Annotated in this window: 15 protein-coding genes; 4 read left to right on the top strand and 11 right to left on the bottom strand. The window is 68.3% G+C overall.

Going from position 1 to position 15,748, the window contains the following annotated elements; all coding sequences use genetic code 11:
• Positions 1–99: 99 nt before the first annotated feature.
• Together ABQ137_RS14635 and ABQ137_RS14630 are read right to left on the bottom strand one after the other, a co-directional pair.
• On the bottom strand, positions 100–702 hold the full coding sequence (locus ABQ137_RS14635; protein ID WP_164738925.1) for a DUF3106 domain-containing protein: 603 nt from the start codon (positions 700–702) through the stop codon (positions 100–102).
• Entirely contained in the window at positions 689–1,723 is a 1,035-nt protein-coding gene (locus ABQ137_RS14630) for a hypothetical protein (RefSeq protein ID WP_349783044.1), read from the bottom strand. The genes ABQ137_RS14635 and ABQ137_RS14630 overlap by 14 nt, the downstream gene beginning before the upstream one ends.
• A 470-nt stretch (positions 1,724–2,193) precedes the next feature.
• Here ABQ137_RS14630 and ABQ137_RS14625 point away from each other — a divergent pair, with 470 nt between their 5' ends.
• Entirely contained in the window at positions 2,194–4,416 is a 2,223-nt protein-coding gene (locus ABQ137_RS14625) for a primosomal protein N' (RefSeq protein WP_349783042.1), read from the top strand.
• Between the two features lie 348 nt (positions 4,417–4,764).
• On the opposite strand, the gene ABQ137_RS14620 is transcribed toward ABQ137_RS14625, so the two are convergent.
• From ABQ137_RS14620 to ABQ137_RS14610, 3 genes are read right to left on the bottom strand one after another with little or no spacing between them, the layout of a single operon-like run.
• Entirely contained in the window at positions 4,765–5,427 is a 663-nt protein-coding gene (locus ABQ137_RS14620) for a glutathione S-transferase family protein (protein WP_425519470.1), read from the bottom strand.
• Positions 5,424–6,254 (bottom strand): NYN domain-containing protein, encoded by an 831-nt coding sequence (locus ABQ137_RS14615; RefSeq protein ID WP_024938888.1) that lies wholly within the window; start codon positions 6,252–6,254, stop codon positions 5,424–5,426. Before ABQ137_RS14615 ends, ABQ137_RS14620 begins: the two co-directional genes overlap by 4 nt.
• Positions 6,251–6,766, bottom strand: coding sequence for a hypothetical protein (locus ABQ137_RS14610; RefSeq protein WP_184519280.1), 516 nt, complete (start codon positions 6,764–6,766; stop codon positions 6,251–6,253). The genes ABQ137_RS14615 and ABQ137_RS14610 overlap by 4 nt, the downstream gene beginning before the upstream one ends.
• Before the next feature lie 118 nt (positions 6,767–6,884).
• Between ABQ137_RS14610 and ABQ137_RS14605 the strand changes: the two genes are divergently transcribed.
• Positions 6,885–8,177 (top strand): NAD(P)/FAD-dependent oxidoreductase, encoded by a 1,293-nt coding sequence (locus ABQ137_RS14605; RefSeq protein ID WP_104552810.1) that lies wholly within the window; start codon positions 6,885–6,887, stop codon positions 8,175–8,177.
• A 52-nt stretch (positions 8,178–8,229) separates the two neighbouring features.
• Positions 8,230–8,844: a trimeric intracellular cation channel family protein gene (locus ABQ137_RS14600; protein WP_016903683.1), complete on the top strand. Its 615-nt coding sequence runs from the start codon at positions 8,230–8,232 to the stop codon at positions 8,842–8,844.
• Positions 8,845–8,990: 146 nt separating this feature from the next.
• On the opposite strand, the gene rpoH is transcribed toward ABQ137_RS14600, so the two are convergent.
• The 6 genes from rpoH to rhlB form a co-directional block, all read right to left on the bottom strand.
• The gene (rpoH, locus tag ABQ137_RS14595) at positions 8,991–9,866 is read right to left on the bottom strand and encodes an RNA polymerase sigma factor RpoH (protein WP_024938885.1); all 876 of its coding nucleotides are present in this window, start codon (positions 9,864–9,866) and stop codon (positions 8,991–8,993) included.
• Between the two features lie 199 nt (positions 9,867–10,065).
• Positions 10,066–10,791 (bottom strand): uracil-DNA glycosylase, encoded by a 726-nt coding sequence (ung, locus tag ABQ137_RS14590; protein WP_184519686.1) that lies wholly within the window; start codon positions 10,789–10,791, stop codon positions 10,066–10,068.
• 5 nt (positions 10,792–10,796) lie between these two features.
• Positions 10,797–11,639, bottom strand: a complete 843-nt coding sequence (locus ABQ137_RS14585; protein WP_016903686.1) for a response regulator — start codon at positions 11,637–11,639, stop codon at positions 10,797–10,799.
• A gap of 8 nt (positions 11,640–11,647) precedes the next feature.
• Positions 11,648–12,598, bottom strand: coding sequence for a permease-like cell division protein FtsX (gene ftsX / locus ABQ137_RS14580; protein WP_349783039.1), 951 nt, complete (start codon positions 12,596–12,598; stop codon positions 11,648–11,650).
• A complete protein-coding gene (ftsE, locus tag ABQ137_RS14575) occupies positions 12,595–13,281 on the bottom strand; it encodes a cell division ATP-binding protein FtsE (RefSeq protein ID WP_016903688.1) in 687 nt (228 codons plus the stop codon). The genes ftsX and ftsE overlap by 4 nt, the downstream gene beginning before the upstream one ends.
• Before the next feature lie 75 nt (positions 13,282–13,356).
• On the bottom strand, positions 13,357–15,075 hold the full coding sequence (gene rhlB, locus ABQ137_RS14570; protein ID WP_349783037.1) for an ATP-dependent RNA helicase RhlB: 1,719 nt from the start codon (positions 15,073–15,075) through the stop codon (positions 13,357–13,359).
• 198 nt (positions 15,076–15,273) lie between these two features.
• Here rhlB and trxA point away from each other — a divergent pair, with 198 nt between their 5' ends.
• Entirely contained in the window at positions 15,274–15,615 is a 342-nt protein-coding gene (gene trxA / locus ABQ137_RS14565) for a thioredoxin TrxA (RefSeq protein WP_005923050.1), read from the top strand.
• Positions 15,616–15,748 lie beyond the last annotated feature (133 nt).

Here is a 15,748-nt window from a genome sequence, read left to right as displayed (position 1 = left end):
TGTCCGGCCCGACTGCCCGGTATCGAGGACGAGCAGCGAGCACGCGTGGAGACGACGCCGGCGCAGGGGGCTGCAGCGGCGCAGTCCCGCCGCTGCCAATCAGCGCGCCAGCTGGCGCTTCAACCAGGCGCTGCGCGTTGCCGGCGCCTGCGCAAGCAGGGCATCGCGCAAGCCATCGCGCTCCTGCGGCGGGGTGCGTTGTGCCAGCATCGCCAGCTGTTCCAGCTGCCCGGCGTCCAGGCTGCGCAACGCCGCCAGCAGCGTATCGCGCTGCGCTGGCGGCACGTAGCCGATCAGGGGCTGCAACTGCGGATAGAACGCACCCAGCTGCGAGCCCAGGCGCCAGCCATCGCGATGCAGGCGATCCATTGCGGTGAACTGCGTGCGCAGCGCGCGCTGCTGGTCGTCGGGCAAGCCATGCAGACGCTCGCGTGCCTGCCGCAATACCACCCGGTCGGTGGCGGTGAGCCCTTTCCAGGCCGCATAACGGGCGCGCAGCTCGGCCCGCTGGGCCGGCGTCAATGCGTCCCAGCGCGCGCGCTGCTGCGCAGCGCTCGGGATTGCGGCAGTGGCGGCTGCGGGCGTCGGCATGCCGGCAGGCGCAGTCGCGTTGCCTTCCTCCAGCGGCGCCGGCAGGGTCTGCGCAGCGGCCATGCCGACAACAGCCAACGCCAGCAGGCCGCACCACTTAATTGTCGTCATCGACGGTCTCCAGGGTGGCGGCAGGCTGGTCGGCGGTGGTGGCATGCGCGCCGGATTCGTCGGCCGGCACCGGATGGCCGGCCGCATACCAGGCGTAGAAATCGGCCGAACGCGCCAGTTCCAGGTCCGGGTCGGCCAGCATCGCCTGGTCGCGCGGATCCAGGCCGGGGTTTGCCACCGCCTCCAGCAAGTCGGCGGCGGGAAGGTCTTCCACCAGCACCGGCGCGGCATCGGTGACGTGCAGCACGCCGGCCGGGGCCTGCGAGACCGGCTCGGGCGGCAGGGCCGGGCGGCGATGCGTCCACCACCAGCCCAGCGCCGCAAGCAGCAGCGCCAACGCCAGCACGGCCAGCACGAGGCCGGCGTGGCGGCGGTCGATCCGCGGCCACTGCCACTGGCGTGCAGGACGGTGGCGCGGCGCGGCCGGGCGGCGCGCTTCGGCAGCGGCCACGGGCGCGGCCGCGACAGGCTGCAGCGGCATGCCGGCCAGGGCCGACTCGCGGAGCTGTGCCAGCCGGCTGACCTGCGCCGGGCTGAGCTCGCGCAACTCCTGCTGCGCCGCCTCGGCCAGGGCACGCCAGGCCTGCGCATCCGGGTTGCCGGCCGCATCGCGTGGGCAGGCACGGGCCAGCGACTGCCGATAGGCCGCCACCTCGATACCCTGCACCTCGCTGGCAGGCTCTTCTTCCAGCCCGGCCACGATACGCAGCAGCAGCGCCAGCCGGTCGCTGGTCTGCATCCGCCCCAGTGCGGTGAACGGCGGCAGCCAGGTCCCCGGCATGGGCTCGCGCCGCAGCGGCGGTGCCGTTGCCAGCAGGCTCCAGAAGCGCATCGGCCAGCCGGCCATCGGGCGACCCGCCGCCTGGCTGCTGAATGCACGCAACGCCGCCGCCAGGGCCCGCTCGGCCGCCGCGCCATCGCCGCATTGCAGTTGTGCGAGCACCAGACCCCGGCGTTCGACACCGCGCAGGAAAGCAGACAGCGCGGCAGGGGTGACGGGGGCGTCGGGGACTACGGTCATGGGAACTCCAGCATCGGCCGGCATGATACCGACGCAATCGGCCCCCGCCGATGGCTTGACAGATCGGCCCGGCTGCGCTGCGTCCCGGTGCCATCGACTGCCGTCACCTGCGCAGGTTGTGCACAGCGGCAGACATACCGATACGCGGGCGTCTGTCAACTGTTGATTTTTCTTTGTTGCATTCGTGTTTCACGCCTAAGTGATTGATCCTTATCGCTTTAAGCCGATTGGCGAAAAAATGTCCAACAGGTTGCAGAGGCTAGTGAATCCGCCTTCACAGCGTGGAGCACGAGACTAATTCACAGGCTTATCCACAGGCAGTGTGGATAAACCCGTTTCCCTAGCCCTCACATAGGTTTACGTCGGATTTATCACTTCCGTCACACAAACGCGTCGTAAGCCGAAGCACCGATTCGGAGACGACCGAGCGGCGTCTGCCGGGTGCTGGACAGGGTCGGTAGACTGACCGGATGTCTTCGACCGTCGCCACCTTGCGCGTCGCCCTGCCGGTGCCGCTGCCACAACTGTTCGACTATCTGCCTCCGGCCGACGCGCCGCTGACCGACCCGGCGCGGGTCGGCTGCCGGGTGCGAGTGCCGTTCGGGCCGCGCGAGCTGGTCGGGGTGGTGGTGGAGATCGGCCAGTTGGCCTCCGCCGAAGGACTGCGCCCGGCGCTGGCCTGGTGCGACGACGCCCCGCTGCTGGTCGAGGAGCTGGCGCGTTCGCTGCAGTGGCTGGCGCGCTATACCCACGCACCGCTGGGCGAGGCCCAGTCCAGCGCCCTGCCCGGCCCGTTGCGCCGCGGCGAGCCGCTGGCCGACACCCATGCCTGGGCCTGGCAGCTCACCGAGGCCGGGCGCACCGGCGTCGCCAGCCTGCGCGCCGGCAGCCGCCCCGCCTTGCTGGCCGCCCTGCTGCTGACCGGTGCGCTGGGCGAAGAACAGCTGGACCCCTTGCTGCCGCAGTGGCGCGAGGCCGCACGCAGTCTGGCCAAGCGCGGCCATGCCGAGCGCGTGGCGGTGCCGGCCGACAGCATCCCGCCCCGTCCCGGCAGCGGCCCGCAGCTCAACGACGAACAGCAGGACGCCGCCGACGCCATCCGTGCGCAGCGCGGTTTTACCACCTATCTGCTCGATGGCGTCACCGGCAGCGGCAAGACCGAGGTCTACCTGCAGGCGATCGCCGACTGCCTGGCGGCCGGCCGCCAGGCGCTGGTGCTGGTGCCGGAGATCGGCCTGACCCCGCAGACGCTGGGCCGCTTCCGCGCCCGCCTGGGCGTGCCGGTGCACGCGCTGCATTCGGGGCTGTCCGATGGCGAACGGGCGCGGGTATGGGCGGCGGCCTGGCGTGGCGAAGCCAAGCTGATCGTCGGCACGCGTTCGGCGGTGTTCACCCCGTTGCCGAATGCCGGGCTGATCGTGATCGACGAGGAACACGACGGCAGCTACAAGCAACAGGACGGCATCCGCTATCACGCCCGCGATTTCGCACTGGTGCGCGGCAAGGCGCTGGATGTGCCGGTGATCCTGGGCAGCGCCACGCCGTCGCTGGAAAGCCTGCACAACGCCTATTCCGGTCGCTACCGGCATCTGCGCCTGTCGCGCCGCGCCGGCGAGGCGCGTCCGCCGCGCGTGCGCGTGCTCGACGTGCGCAAGCGCCCGCTCAAGGACGGCCTGTCGCCGGAAGTGCTGGCCGGCATCGGCGCCACCCTGGCGCGCGGCGAACAGGTGCTGGTGTTCAAGAACCGCCGCGGCTATGCGCCGGTGCTGCTGTGCCACGACTGCGGCTGGACTGCCGCCTGCCAGCGCTGCAGCACGCCGCTGCACCAGACCCCGATGACCGTGCACGCCGGCGGGCGGCGCCTGCAATGCCATCACTGCGGCGCGCGCCAGCAGGCACCGCTGGCCTGCCCGGCCTGCGCCAGCCTGGCGCTGCAGCCGCAAGGCATCGGCACCGAGCGGCTGGAAGAACGCCTGACCGAAGCGTTCCCGGAGTTTCCGGTGGTGCGCATCGACCGGAGCACCACCCAGCGCCGCGACGCGCTGGAGACCCAGCTGGCGCGCCTGGGCAGCGAGGCCGGCATCCTGGTGGGCACCCAGATCCTGGCCAAGGGCCACGATCTGCCACGGCTGACCATGGTGGTGGTGGTCGGCATCGACGAAGGCCTGTTCTCGGCCGACTTCCGTGCCGCCGAAAAGCTCTCCCAGCAGCTGATCCAGGTGGCCGGACGCGCCGGGCGCGCCGACCGCCCAGGCGAGGTCTGGCTACAAACCCATCACCCCGAACATCCCCTGCTGCAGACCCTGGTCAACGGCGGCTACCACGCCTTCGCCGATGCCGAATTGCAGCAGCGCGAGGCTGCGGGATTTCCGCCGTTCGCGCATCTGGCGCTGTTCCGCGCCGAGGCCAAGGACGTGGCCGCGGCCAACCAGTTCCTGATGGCGGTGCGCGGCCTGACCACGGCAGACAGCACCGCACAATCGCCTGCGTTTGCCGCAGTGGAGTGCTACGGCCCGATGCCGGCACCGATGCCACGTCGCGCCGGTTTCCAGCGCACCCAGTTGCTGTTGTCCGCGCAACAGCGCTCGGCGCTGCATCGTCTGCTGGATGCGCAACTGCCTGCGATCTATGCGTTGCCGCAGGCGCGGCGCGTACGCTGGTCGCTGGATGTGGATCCGATCGATCTGTATTAGGGCGGGCGTATCGCACGCGGAGCTGCAGCCAGACCACCGTGTACCCAGCTTGCGTAGGAGCGCACCTGGGCGCGATGTGGCGTTACCGGGAATGCCCTCGCGCCCGGGTGCGCTCCTACAACACCGCGGGCGAACAGGCCGCACGTGTCCCCACGTTTTTGTAGGAGCGCGCTTGCGCGCGATGGGGCGTTACCGGGAATGCCCTCGCGCACAAGTGCGCTCCTATAGAGAACGCGGGCTATTTGGCCGCGCGATGTACGAGGCGCATGTCCTTGCAGCAACATGCCGTGTCGGCAGCGCGTGCGGTGTCTGCCATGGGCCATGCTGGCCTGAGCGGAAACGCGAAACTCAGGTCAGCGCGGTCATCACGCCACGCTGGTACGCAGGCCGTGCGCGCAGGCGCTGGTACCACGCCTGCAGATGCGGCAGCTCGGGCCGCTCGATCGGCATTTCGAACCAGGCGTAGATGAAGCTGCCCAGTGGAATATCGCCCATCGCAAATTGCGCGCCGGACAGATACGGCTGCTGCGCCAGGGCCGCATCCGCGCGTGCGAGCAGGTCGCCCGAGTGCGCCAGCGCCGCGGCGATGCGCGCAGGATCGCGCTCGGGTTCCGGTGTGCGCAGCACGCCCCAGAACAGGTCGCGAAACACGCCGGCAAACGTCGAGGTGGTCCAGTCCATCCAGCGATCGCCCAGCGCGCGTTCGGCCGGTGCCTGCGGATACAGGGCCGGCGCATATTGCGCGGCAAGGTAGCGCACGATCGCATTGGACTCCCACAGCACCAACTCACCATCCTGCATCGTCGGCACCAGACCGTTGGGATTCAACGCGCGATACCCGGGCGTGTCGTTACGACCAAACGCACCACCGACTTCGATCGAGGTATAGGGCACCCCGGCTTCTTCGGCGCACCACAGCACCTTGCGCACATTGCTGGAATTGCGCCGCCCCCATAGCGTGATCGAGGCGTTTCCTGCCGCCGATTGCATTGCAGCGTCAGCCATCGTCATTTCCCTGCTGGCGGTTTGGGCGTCGCGCGCGCCGGACGCTTTGCGGTGGACGCCTGCGTGGCGACGGCGGCCGCTGGCTGCGCCGCTTTCGCCCGCCCGCCCTTGGGCGCATCGCGCACCCACAGGGCCTGCTCGTCCTGCTTGATCTCGAACAGGCCGATCGCACGCACCAAGTCGCTGAGTTTGCGATAACCGTAGTTGCGTGGGTCGAACGAGGCCTGGTTGGCCACCTGCTTGCCCACCGCGCCCAGATGCGCCCAGCCATCGTCTTCGCAGGCACTGTCGATCGCATTGCGCAGCATCTGCACCAGCCGGGTGTCGCCGCGCAGCGCGGTGGCATCCTTGCGGCCGGCGGCGGTGTCGCTGGCGGCTGCCGCCTGCTCGCCCAGCGCTTCGACATAGGTGAACTTGGAACAGGCATTGACGAACGGCGCCGGGGTTTTCTTCTCGCCAAAGCCATACACCTTCATGCCATCGGTGAGCAGACGCATCACCAGCGGAGTGAAATCCGCATCGCTGGAAACGATCGCAAAGCCATCCAGATTGCGTGCATACAACAGGTCCATCGCATCGATCACCATCGCCATGTCCGAGGCGTTCTTGCCCGAGCTGTAGGCAAATTGCTGGATCGGCCGGATCGCGTATTCGTGCAGCGCCGCTTCCCAGCTCTTCAGGTGCGGACTCTTCCAGTTGCCGTAGGCGCGGCGCACGTTGGCCACGCCATAGCGCGCCACTTCGGCCAGCACCACGTCGATCTTGCCGGCCGGCGCGTTGTCGGCATCGATCAGCAAGGCGATGCGTTTGTCGGGATTGTCGATCATGGTCATTCCTCGAAGGTGTCGGCAGAGTCGGTGTCGATTTCGGTGTCGGCCGCATCGGCCGACGGCAGCGTGTACTGGCTGCCATCGTGCATGGTCAACACGCCATCGCTCAGGATCTCGCGCTCGGAGCCGCCGCTGACCCAGGTGGCATGCACGCGGCCGCGGCCGCGATCGCCTTCCACCGTGAACACGAAATCGTCGTCGCCCGGCGCCAGACCGGTGCGCACCAGATCCACCCGCATCGTGTGGATCTGGCCGATCTGTTCCTGCACCACCGCATCGCCCTGCAGCGCGGCGCGTGCCTGGTCGGCAAACAGCGACCAGCCGAACACGATCAGCCAGCCGAGCGCGCCCAGCACCAGCATGCCGAACAGCACCACGCAGGCCGCCAGCCCGATCAGGCCGAGTGTGACGCCGCTGAGTTTCTGTCCGGGCGCACGCGCGGCAGCCGGTGCCATCGCCGGAGAAGCGGATGGCGGTGGCGACAGCGGCGGCAACGGCGGCGGTAGTGACGGCATGCGGTCATCATGTGGATGAGATGCGACATGATGCCGCAGGCAGGCTGGATCCAGGCGGCATGTTCATTACCGATGCGGCATGCTGATGAGCCCGCGTCGCAATCCATCGGACCTTACGATGACTTCTTCCCCCTCCCAAGCTCCGCTGCACCTGGTTGTGGTTGGCGGCGGTTTCGCCGGCTTATGGGCCACCCGCGCGCTCGACGATCCCGGCATCCGCATCACCCTGATCGACCGCCAGAACCATCACCTGTTCCAGCCGCTGCTGTACCAGGTCGCCACCGCCGGCCTGTCGGCACCGGATATCGCCGCGCCGCTGCGCCACATCCTGCGCGAGCAGCGCAATGTCGAAGTGCTGCTCGGCGACGTCGCCGAAATCGCACCGGCCCGCCGTGAGGTGGTGCTCGCCGACGGCAGCACGCTCGGCTACGACATGTTGCTGCTGGCCACCGGCGCCACCCATGCCTACTTCGGCAACGATCAATGGGCCGAGCATGCGCCCGGCCTGAAGACGCTGTACGACGCGCTGGTGCTGCGGCGCAAGTTGCTGCTCGCCTTCGAGCGCGCCGAAGCCGAGTCCGACCCGGCCGCACGCGCGGCCTGGCTGAGTTTTGCCGTGGTCGGCGGCGGCCCGACCGGCGTCGAGCTGGCCGGCACGCTGGCCGAGATCGCCCGCCACACGCTCAAGAACGAATTCCGCCATATCGACCCGCAGCAGGCGCGCGTGCGCCTGGTCGAAGCCGGCCCGCGCGTGCTGCCCTCGTTCCCGGACGATCTCACCGCCAAGGCGCGCAAGCAGCTCGAGCGCCTGGGCGTGGAAGTGCACACCGGCACGCCGGTCACCCACATCGATGCGCTGGGCTATCAGCTCGGCGACACCTTCGTGCCTGCACGCACCGTGGTGTGGGCCGCCGGCGTGGCGGCATCGCCGCTGGCGCGCACGCTTGGCGTGCCGCTGGATCGTGCCGGCCGCGTGCTGGTGGAGCCGGACCTGAGCGTACCCGGTCACCCGGAGATCTTCGTCGGCGGCGACCTGGCCTCGGTCCAGCAGGACGGCCGCCCGGTACCAGGTGTGGCACCGGCAGCAAAGCAGATGGGCAAGCACATCGCCAAGGCGATCCGCGCCCGCCACCGCAACCAGCCTGCACCAGCCTTCCGTTACCAGGACTACGGCAACCTGGCCACGATCGGCCGCATGGCCGCCATCGTGCATGTCGGCAAGCTCAAGCTCTCCGGCATCGTGGCCTGGTGGTTCTGGCTGGCCGCGCACGTGTACTTCCTGATCGGTTTCCGCAACCGGTTCGTGGTGCTGGTGAACTGGGCGATGGCGTACTGGAGCTACCAGCGCGCCGCGCGCATCATCTTCGGCGGTGCCACCGACGATCCGCCGCCCAGCAGCAAGGACGGATGACAGCGGCGCAGGCCGTGCGCGATGCTGTGCGGCCTGATGCGACGGTCTGATCGTGACCACTCTCCTGTTCCTGCTGGATCTGCTCGGCACCTTCGTGTTCGCCCTCAGCGGCGCGACCGTGGCGGTGCGCAATCGCCTGGATCTGTTCGGCGTACTGGTGCTGTCGTGCGCGGCGGCGGTGTCCGGCGGCATCGTGCGCGATGTGCTGATCGGCGCCACCCCGCCGGCCGCACTGGTGCATCCGCAGTACCTGCTGGTCGCCTGCCTGGCCGGCGTGGCCGGTTTCTACTGGCATGCGGCGGTGGAACGGCTGCGCAACCCGGTGCAGTTGTTCGACGCGGCCGGGTTGGCGCTGTTTGCGGTCTACGGCACCAGCAAGGCGCTCGATTACCAGCTCAGCCCGCTCAGCGCGACCTTACTCGGCATGCTCAGCGGCATCGGCGGCGGCATCGCGCGTGATCTGCTGGTGGCGCGGACGCCGGTGGTGCTGCAGGCCGAGCTGTATGCGGTCGCCGCGCTGGCAGGTGGCGGCCTGGTCGCGATCGGGCACATGCTCGCAGTGCCGCAGGCCTGGTCGCTGGCGACCGGCGCGCTGGTCTGTTTCGGGCTGCGTTTCATGGCCATCCGCTACGGCTGGCATCTGCCGGTGGCGCGCCTGCCGGAATAGCGCGGGCGCAGCGCGCGGTCGATCATCGGCGAACGACCACGACGAACCACCGCGCGTCGTCGGACTCGACGCAGCACCGGCAGCCCACATGCAAACGGCCCGGAAAACCGGGCCGTTTGTGCAACACCTGGGGCATGATCGAAGGATCAGGCCACGAACAGTGCCTTCATCTTCTTCAGCGCATTCGCCTCGATCTGGCGGATACGCTCGGCCGACACGCCGTACTCGTCGGCCAGCTCCTGCAGCGTTACCTTGGAGTCGGAGTCCAGCCAGCGGCGCTTGACGATGTCGCGCGAGCGCGTGTCCAGGCCGGCCATGCCTTCGCGCAGCAACTGCAGCTGATTGTCCTCGCTGTCGTGACGCTCGTAGGCCTGCGACGGATCTTCGTCGTTGGCCACCAGATAGCTCACCGGCGACGGCGGACCATGATCGTCGTCTTCGTCGGACGAGGCATCGAAGCCGATGTCGCGACCGGACAGACGCGACTCCATCTCCATCACTTCGCGCTCGGAGACGTTCAGGTCCTTGGCGACCGCAGTCACCTCGGACGCATTGAGCCAGCCCAGGCGGGTCTTGGACTTGCGCAGGTTGAAGAACAGCTTGCGCTGCGCCTTGGTCGTGGCGACCTTGACGATGCGCCAGTTCTTCAGGATGAACTCGTGCATCTCGGCACGGATCCAGTGCACTGCGAAGCTGACCAGGCGCACGCCCATTTCCGGGTCGAAGCGCTTGACCGCCTTCATCAGGCCGATGTTGCCTTCCTGGATCAGGTCGCCCAGCGGCAGGCCGTAGCCGTTGTAGCCGCGAGCGACGTGCACCACGAAGCGCAGGTGGGAATGGACCAGCTCGCGCGCGGCGTCCAGATCCAGCTCGTCACGGAAGCGACGGGCAAGATTCTGTTCCTCATCGACCGACAGCACCGGGATCTGGTGCACGGCACCGATGTAGGCGTCCAGCGAACCGAGCGCACTGGGAATCGGGAGATTGTTTGCCACTAGGGCAGTCGAGGTGATCTGGTTCATAGGGCACCATCTTAGCAGTCGAACTATTGGACTGCCGGGTACAGAAAGAGTTCCCAGCGTTCCATTTATAGGACGTTCGGGCTTTTTGCGTTGTCGTCGTTCTACGGCGCAACTCCCGACTTCGAGCACCTACGCTACCACCGCCGCCCTGCGCAGACCGTGACAAAGACGCCGCGAAATGGGCCGGCGCCGGTACCGTTCAGCCGCTGGCCGAAGTGGTGTCCAGCGCGTTGCGGGGCGGCAGCGACCAGTCGATCGGGCCCAGCCCGCGGCGCTGCAGATGCTCGTTGGTCTTGGAGAAGTGCTGGCAGCCCAGAAAGCCGCGATGCGCCGACAACGGCGAGGGATGCGGGGCCTTGAACACGCGATGGCGCGCCTGGTCGATGACCTTGCCCTTGGACTGCGCGTAGCTGCCCCAGAGCAGGAACACCAGGCCTTCGCGCTCGAGGTTGAGGGTCTCCACCACATGGTCGGTGAAGCCTTCCCAGCCCTTGTTCTGGTGCGCGCCGGCACGGCCCTGCTCCACCGTCAGCACCGCATTGAGCAGCAGCACGCCCTGGCGCGCCCACGGCATCAGATAGCCATGGTCCGGCCGCGCGATGCCCAGATCGTCCTGGATCTCCTTGTAGATGTTGAGCAGCGACGGCGGCACCGGCACGCCGGGCAACACCGAAAAGCACAGCCCATGCGCCTGGCCTTCACCGTGATACGGGTCCTGGCCCAGGATCACCACCTTGACCTGCTCGAACGGGGTGGCGTCGAAGGCCGCAAAGATCTGCGGGCCCGGCGGGAACACCCGCGCCCCGGCCGCCTTGCGCTGGCGCAGGAATGCGGACAGCTCCTGCATTTCCGGGCGCAGCAACCAATCGCCCACCCGCGCCTTCCACGACGGTTCCAGCTGGATACGCGCTTCCACTTCAGCCACTTCGGTCATAGCGTGACAGCCTGGTCCTCGAGCCGTGCCAGGCGCAGCTGGAACAGCACCTTGGTCACCAGCAGACGTTCTTCGATGGGTTTTTGCACCAGGTCGTTGGCGCCGGCGCGCAGCAGCTCGGACTGGTTGCGCGGATTGGTGTCGCCGGTCATCACCAGCACCGGCAGGCGACGCTTGCCGTAGGCGAAGTCGATGCGGATGCGCTCGACCACGTCGCGGCCGTTGAGCTCGCCCTTCAGGGTCACATCGGTCAGCACCACGTCGATGCGGCGCTCGGTGCGGCCCAGCGATTCGGCGGTGAGCAGCGCAAAGGCATCCTCGGCGGTGAGCACATGCACTACCTTCAGGCTCTGCCGCTCGAGCATGCGCTTGGTCGCCTCGGCCACCACGCGGCTGTCCTCGATGTACAGCACGGTCGCACCGACCACCGGCTCGGGCTGCACATAGCCGCGGATGAAGGTCGCCAGGGCTTCGTGGCCCAGCGCCTTGTCGAAATAATCGGTGACGTATTCGGTGAAGCGGCGCTCCACCAGATGCTGCTGCGCATCGCCGGAGACCACGATCACCGGCACATAGGCCTGGCCGGCCGCTTCGCGCACGCTGCGCGCCAGGGTCAGGCCATCGCCATCGGGCAGCGACAGCGAGGTGGTGACCAGATCCACCGCCCCGGCTTCCAGCGCCTGGCGCGCCTCGGCGATGCTGGAGCAGCCGATCACCTGCACGTTGGGCAGATCGCGCTGCAACACATCGGCGATCAGCTTGCGCACCAGCTTGGAGCCATCGACCACCATCACACGCGGCGCGTCGCTGATCAGGTGCTTGAGATCCGGTGGATGCATGGCAGGCCTCAGGTCTCGGTGGGACGGGTCTGGCGGAGGAAATGGCCGGTGACCAGCCAGGCGCCCAGCCAGCCCAGGACCAGGGTGCCGACCAGCACCAGCGCAGAATGCAGCAGATCCAGCCCGTGCAGGGTAAAGGAGCTGCCGTAACTGTCGGCCAGGGTCGCCAACGGCGCGCGCAACGCCAGCCCGGAGGCGGCGATCAGCGCGAGCGCCACAGCGCCGGCACCGAGCCCGTACCAGGCCCCCAGGTACAGGAACGGACGCCGGATGAAGCCATCGCTGGCACCCAGCAACTGCAGCACGCCGATTTCCTCGCGCCGCGACTGGATGTCCAGCCGCACCGTATTGCCGACCACCAGCACCGCGCCGACACCCAGCAGTGCCGACAACACCTGCACCAGCCGCTCGCCGAAGTGCAGCCAGCCATCCAGGCGCTTGCGCCACAGCGCGTCGTGCTGCACCTGGTCGGCCTGCGGCAAGGCCTGCAGCGCGCCGGCCAGCTGCGCATCGTCGGCCGATTCGGTGGGCGTGACGACCAGCAGCGTCGGCAGCGGGTTGTCGCCCAGCGCATCGATCGCCTCGTCGAGCTTGGCGCTCTCGCGCAGCTCGGTCAGCCCCTGCGCCGGCGTGCGCAGCGCGACCTGGGCAACGTCCGGGCGGGCGCGCAGTTCGCCGGCCAGGGCCTGCGCGGCCTCGGCGCCGATCTCGACCTTCAGGAACAGGTTGATCTCGCGCGACTGTTGCACGCTGCCGGCCAGCAACTTGACGTTGTCCAGCGCGATCGACAGCCCCAGCGGCAAGGCCAGCGCCAGCGCCATCACCACGATGGTCAGCAAGGTGGCCCAGGGCTTGCGCATGGCACGGCCCAGGCTGAAGGCGATGCTGTGCAGATGATGGTCGATCCACACGCCGACCCGCGAAGGGGCGACGGCTTCGGTATTGGCGGGCTTGCTCATTCGGCCAGATCCTGCGGCGAGATGTCGTCGACCAGGCGGCCGTGATCCAGGATCAGCACGCGCTTGCGCATCTGCTTGAGCAGGGCCAGGTCATGGCTGACCACCAGCACGCTGGTGCCGCGCGCGGGCAGTTCGGCGAACAACTGCATGATTTCCGCGGCCAGCGCCGGATCCAGATTGCCGGTGGGCTCATCGGCCACCAGCAGGCGTGGTTCGCCGACGATGGCGCGGGCGATGCCCACGCGCTGCTGCTCGCCGGCCGACAACTGCGACGGCAAGGCCCGCTCGCGATGGGCCAGCCCGATCCGCTCCAATGCCGAGCGCACGCGCTTGCCGATCTCGGCACGCCGGGTGCCGCGCAGGATCAGCGGCAACGCCACGTTCTCGGCGATGCTGCGGTCGTTGAGCAGGCGATGGTCCTGATAGACCGCGCCCACCTGACGACGGTGCAGCGGAATCTGCCGGCCGCGCACCTTGAGCAGGTTGCGTTCGCCCAGCAGCACCGCGCCCTGGCTGGGCCGCTCGCTGAGGTGGATCAATTTGAGCAGGGTGCTTTTGCCGGCGCCGGAGTGGCCGGTCACGAACAGCATCTCGCCATCGGCCACTTCGAAGCTGACATCGGTCAGCGCCTGGTGGCCACCGGCGTAGTGCTTGCTGACGTTGTCGAAACGCAGAACGGTCATCCAGCGATTATGCCGGAGCGCCAGCGCTTGCGTCGCATCGCCGGAGCCCGGCAATGCGACGCAGGCCGCAGGCGATCAGTTGCCGGACACCAGCGAGCGCAGGCGACGGCCGATGCGGCTCAACAGCGACGGGCTGCCGGACGGCTTGGCGGCGCTGCGCACCGGCTTGGCCACCACCTGGGTGGGCTTGCGCGGTGCGGCAGGTGCGGCGACCGGTGTGGAGGCCACTGCCGGCTCAGCACCTTCGACCGGACGGCCGTTGCGACGACGGCGCCGCTTGCGTGGTGCGCGCTCGGCATCGGCCACGATGGTGGAAGGCCCCTCGACCGACGCCGCCGCAACCACCGGCGTTTCGGTCGGCGCTGCCGCTGCCGGGGCTTCGCCCTCCACACGCGGCTTGCGACGCGGACGCGGCTTGCCATCGGCACTGCCGCCGTCGCGGCGACCGCCGCCACTGCCGCTGCGCGATGCGCCACCCGAACCGCTGCGACCACCGCCGCGGCGCTGCTCTTCGGCAGCACGCTGTTCGCGCGCCTCGCGGAAGATGGTGCCCACGCTGTCGCCAGCATCCTCGTCGGCCTCTTCGCCTTCCACCGGTACACGCGCGGTACGCGGCAGCGGCGTCAGCAACTCGGAGGTCACCGGCTCGACCGGAATCTTCTGCTCGATATAGGCCTCGATGTCCGGCAGGCTCATCGCATAGCGCTCGCAGGCGAAGCTGATCGCATCGCCCTCTTCGCCCAGCCGCGCGGTACGGCCGATACGATGCACGTAGTCTTCCGCATCGAACGGCAGGTCGTAGTTGTAGACGTACTTGACGCCGTCGATGTGCAGGCCGCGCGCGGCCACGTCGGTGGCGACCAGGATTTCGAGCTGGCCCTTCTGGAAGCGGTTGAGCAGCGACTCGCGCTTCTTCTGCGGCACGTCGCCCGACAGCACGCCGACCCGGTAGCCATGCCGCTCCAGCGTGCGCGCCACGCGCTCGACGAACGCCTTGGTATTGACGAAAACCATGGTGCGCGCGCCTTCGCTGCGCGACAGCAGGCCCAGCAGCAGCGTCTGCTTCTCTTCGTCAGACGGGAAATAGATGCGCTGGCGCACCCGTGCGGCGGTGATGCTCTCGGTTTCGACGACCAGCTTTTCCGGCTCGTTCATGTGCTCGTAGGCGAGCTCGAGCACGCGGTGGCTGAGCGTGGCCGAGAACAGCAGGGTCTGGCGGGTGCCGCGCTCGGGCATGCGCCGCAACAGGAAGCGGATGTCCTTGATGAAGCCCAGGTCGAACATGCGGTCGGCTTCGTCCAGCACGCAGATCTCGCAGGCATGCAGCGAGACCACCTTGTGCTGCTTGACGTAGTCGATCAGCCGGCCCGGGGTGGCGATGATCACGTCCACGCCCTGCTGCAGCAGCTCGCGCTGCTTGTCGTAGTCCACCCCGCCGTAGACCAGCGCAAAGCGCAGGCCCAGGTCGGCGCCGAACTTGACCGCATCCTTGTGGATCTGGATCGCCAGCTCGCGGGTCGGCGCCAGGATCAGCGCGCGCGGGTCTTCCGGCTTGCGGTCGGCCAGCGCCGGGCGGATCAGCAGGCGGTTCATCACCGCCACCAGGAACGCCAGGGTCTTGCCGGTGCCGGTCTGGGCCTGGCCGGCGACGTCGCCGCCCGGCAGCGCGACCGGCAGGGTCAGCGCCTGGATCGGGGTACAGCGGGTAAACCCGGCGCTCTCCAGCCCGGCGATCAGCGCCGGATGCAGGTCGAACGTGGAAAAAGTCAAATCGGTCAGCGGTTTGTCGCTCATTATTCCGTCTTCGTGAGGCGCCCTGGGCAGCCCGGGCGCGGCTTGCATCGATGCCGACAGCGTCGCAAACTGCGGCTGTTGTGGCGGACAGCGCGGCTTCAGGACTGACACTTGATTCAGTCGCGCAATGCCCCAGTTTAACGCAATGTAGCGGCCTGCCCGTTCGGGCGGGCCGTTTTGGTTTCCAGGAGACCCAACGTGAGCGATAAGGTTCAACATGTCGGCGATGCCGACTTCGATACAGCTGTACTGCAATCCGGCGAACCGGTGCTGGTGGATTTCTGGGCCGAGTGGTGCGGACCCTGCAAGATGATCGCCCCGGTGCTGGACGATCTGGCCGATACATACCAGGGCAGGCTGAAGGTTGCCAAGGTCAATGTGGACCAGAACCGCGCCCTGGCCATCAAGTACCACGTGCGTTCGATCCCGATGCTGTTGCTGTTCAAGGATGGCCAGGTGCAGGCCACCCAGATCGGTGCGGTTGGCAAGGGCCAGCTGACCCAGATGATCGACAAGACCCTGGGCGGCGCGGCCGCCTGAGCGAGCGGGCGTCCAGCGATGGGCGCCCCGTGATGCGCCAGCAGTTAAATCCTGCTGCGGCAGGCGCTTGCGCGGTTGCGCGCAGCGGTGATAGTGTCAGTTGATCCGGAGCACGTTCGTGCGCCGACGTACC

The organism is Xanthomonas sp. WHRI 8393 (assembly GCF_040203315.1).
Classification (GTDB): Bacteria; Pseudomonadota; Gammaproteobacteria; order Xanthomonadales; family Xanthomonadaceae; genus Xanthomonas; species Xanthomonas arboricola.
This window is presented reverse-complemented; position numbering and strand designations above follow the sequence as displayed.

Excerpts from the sequence above, each read along its gene's own strand:
- ABQ137_RS14635 (WP_164738925.1), bottom strand. The coding sequence starts at position 702 with ATGACGACAATTAAGTGGTGCGGCCTGCTGGCGTTGGCTGTTGTCGGC.
- ABQ137_RS14630 (WP_349783044.1), bottom strand. The coding sequence starts at position 1,723 with ATGACCGTAGTCCCCGACGCCCCCGTCACCCCTGCCGCGCTGTCTGCT.
- ABQ137_RS14625 (WP_349783042.1), top strand. The coding sequence starts at position 2,194 with ATGTCTTCGACCGTCGCCACCTTGCGCGTCGCCCTGCCGGTGCCGCTG.
- ABQ137_RS14620 (WP_425519470.1), bottom strand. The coding sequence starts at position 5,427 with ATGACGATGGCTGACGCTGCAATGCAATCGGCGGCAGGAAACGCCTCG.
- ABQ137_RS14615 (WP_024938888.1), bottom strand. The coding sequence starts at position 6,254 with ATGACCATGATCGACAATCCCGACAAACGCATCGCCTTGCTGATCGAT.
- ABQ137_RS14610 (WP_184519280.1), bottom strand. The coding sequence starts at position 6,766 with ATGCCGTCACTACCGCCGCCGTTGCCGCCGCTGTCGCCACCGCCATCC.
- ABQ137_RS14605 (WP_104552810.1), top strand. The coding sequence starts at position 6,885 with ATGACTTCTTCCCCCTCCCAAGCTCCGCTGCACCTGGTTGTGGTTGGC.
- rpoH (WP_024938885.1), bottom strand. The coding sequence starts at position 9,866 with ATGAACCAGATCACCTCGACTGCCCTAGTGGCAAACAATCTCCCGATT.
- ABQ137_RS14585 (WP_016903686.1), bottom strand. The coding sequence starts at position 11,639 with ATGCATCCACCGGATCTCAAGCACCTGATCAGCGACGCGCCGCGTGTG.
- ftsX (WP_349783039.1), bottom strand. The coding sequence starts at position 12,598 with ATGAGCAAGCCCGCCAATACCGAAGCCGTCGCCCCTTCGCGGGTCGGC.
- ftsE (WP_016903688.1), bottom strand. The coding sequence starts at position 13,281 with ATGACCGTTCTGCGTTTCGACAACGTCAGCAAGCACTACGCCGGTGGC.
- rhlB (WP_349783037.1), bottom strand. The coding sequence starts at position 15,075 with ATGAGCGACAAACCGCTGACCGATTTGACTTTTTCCACGTTCGACCTG.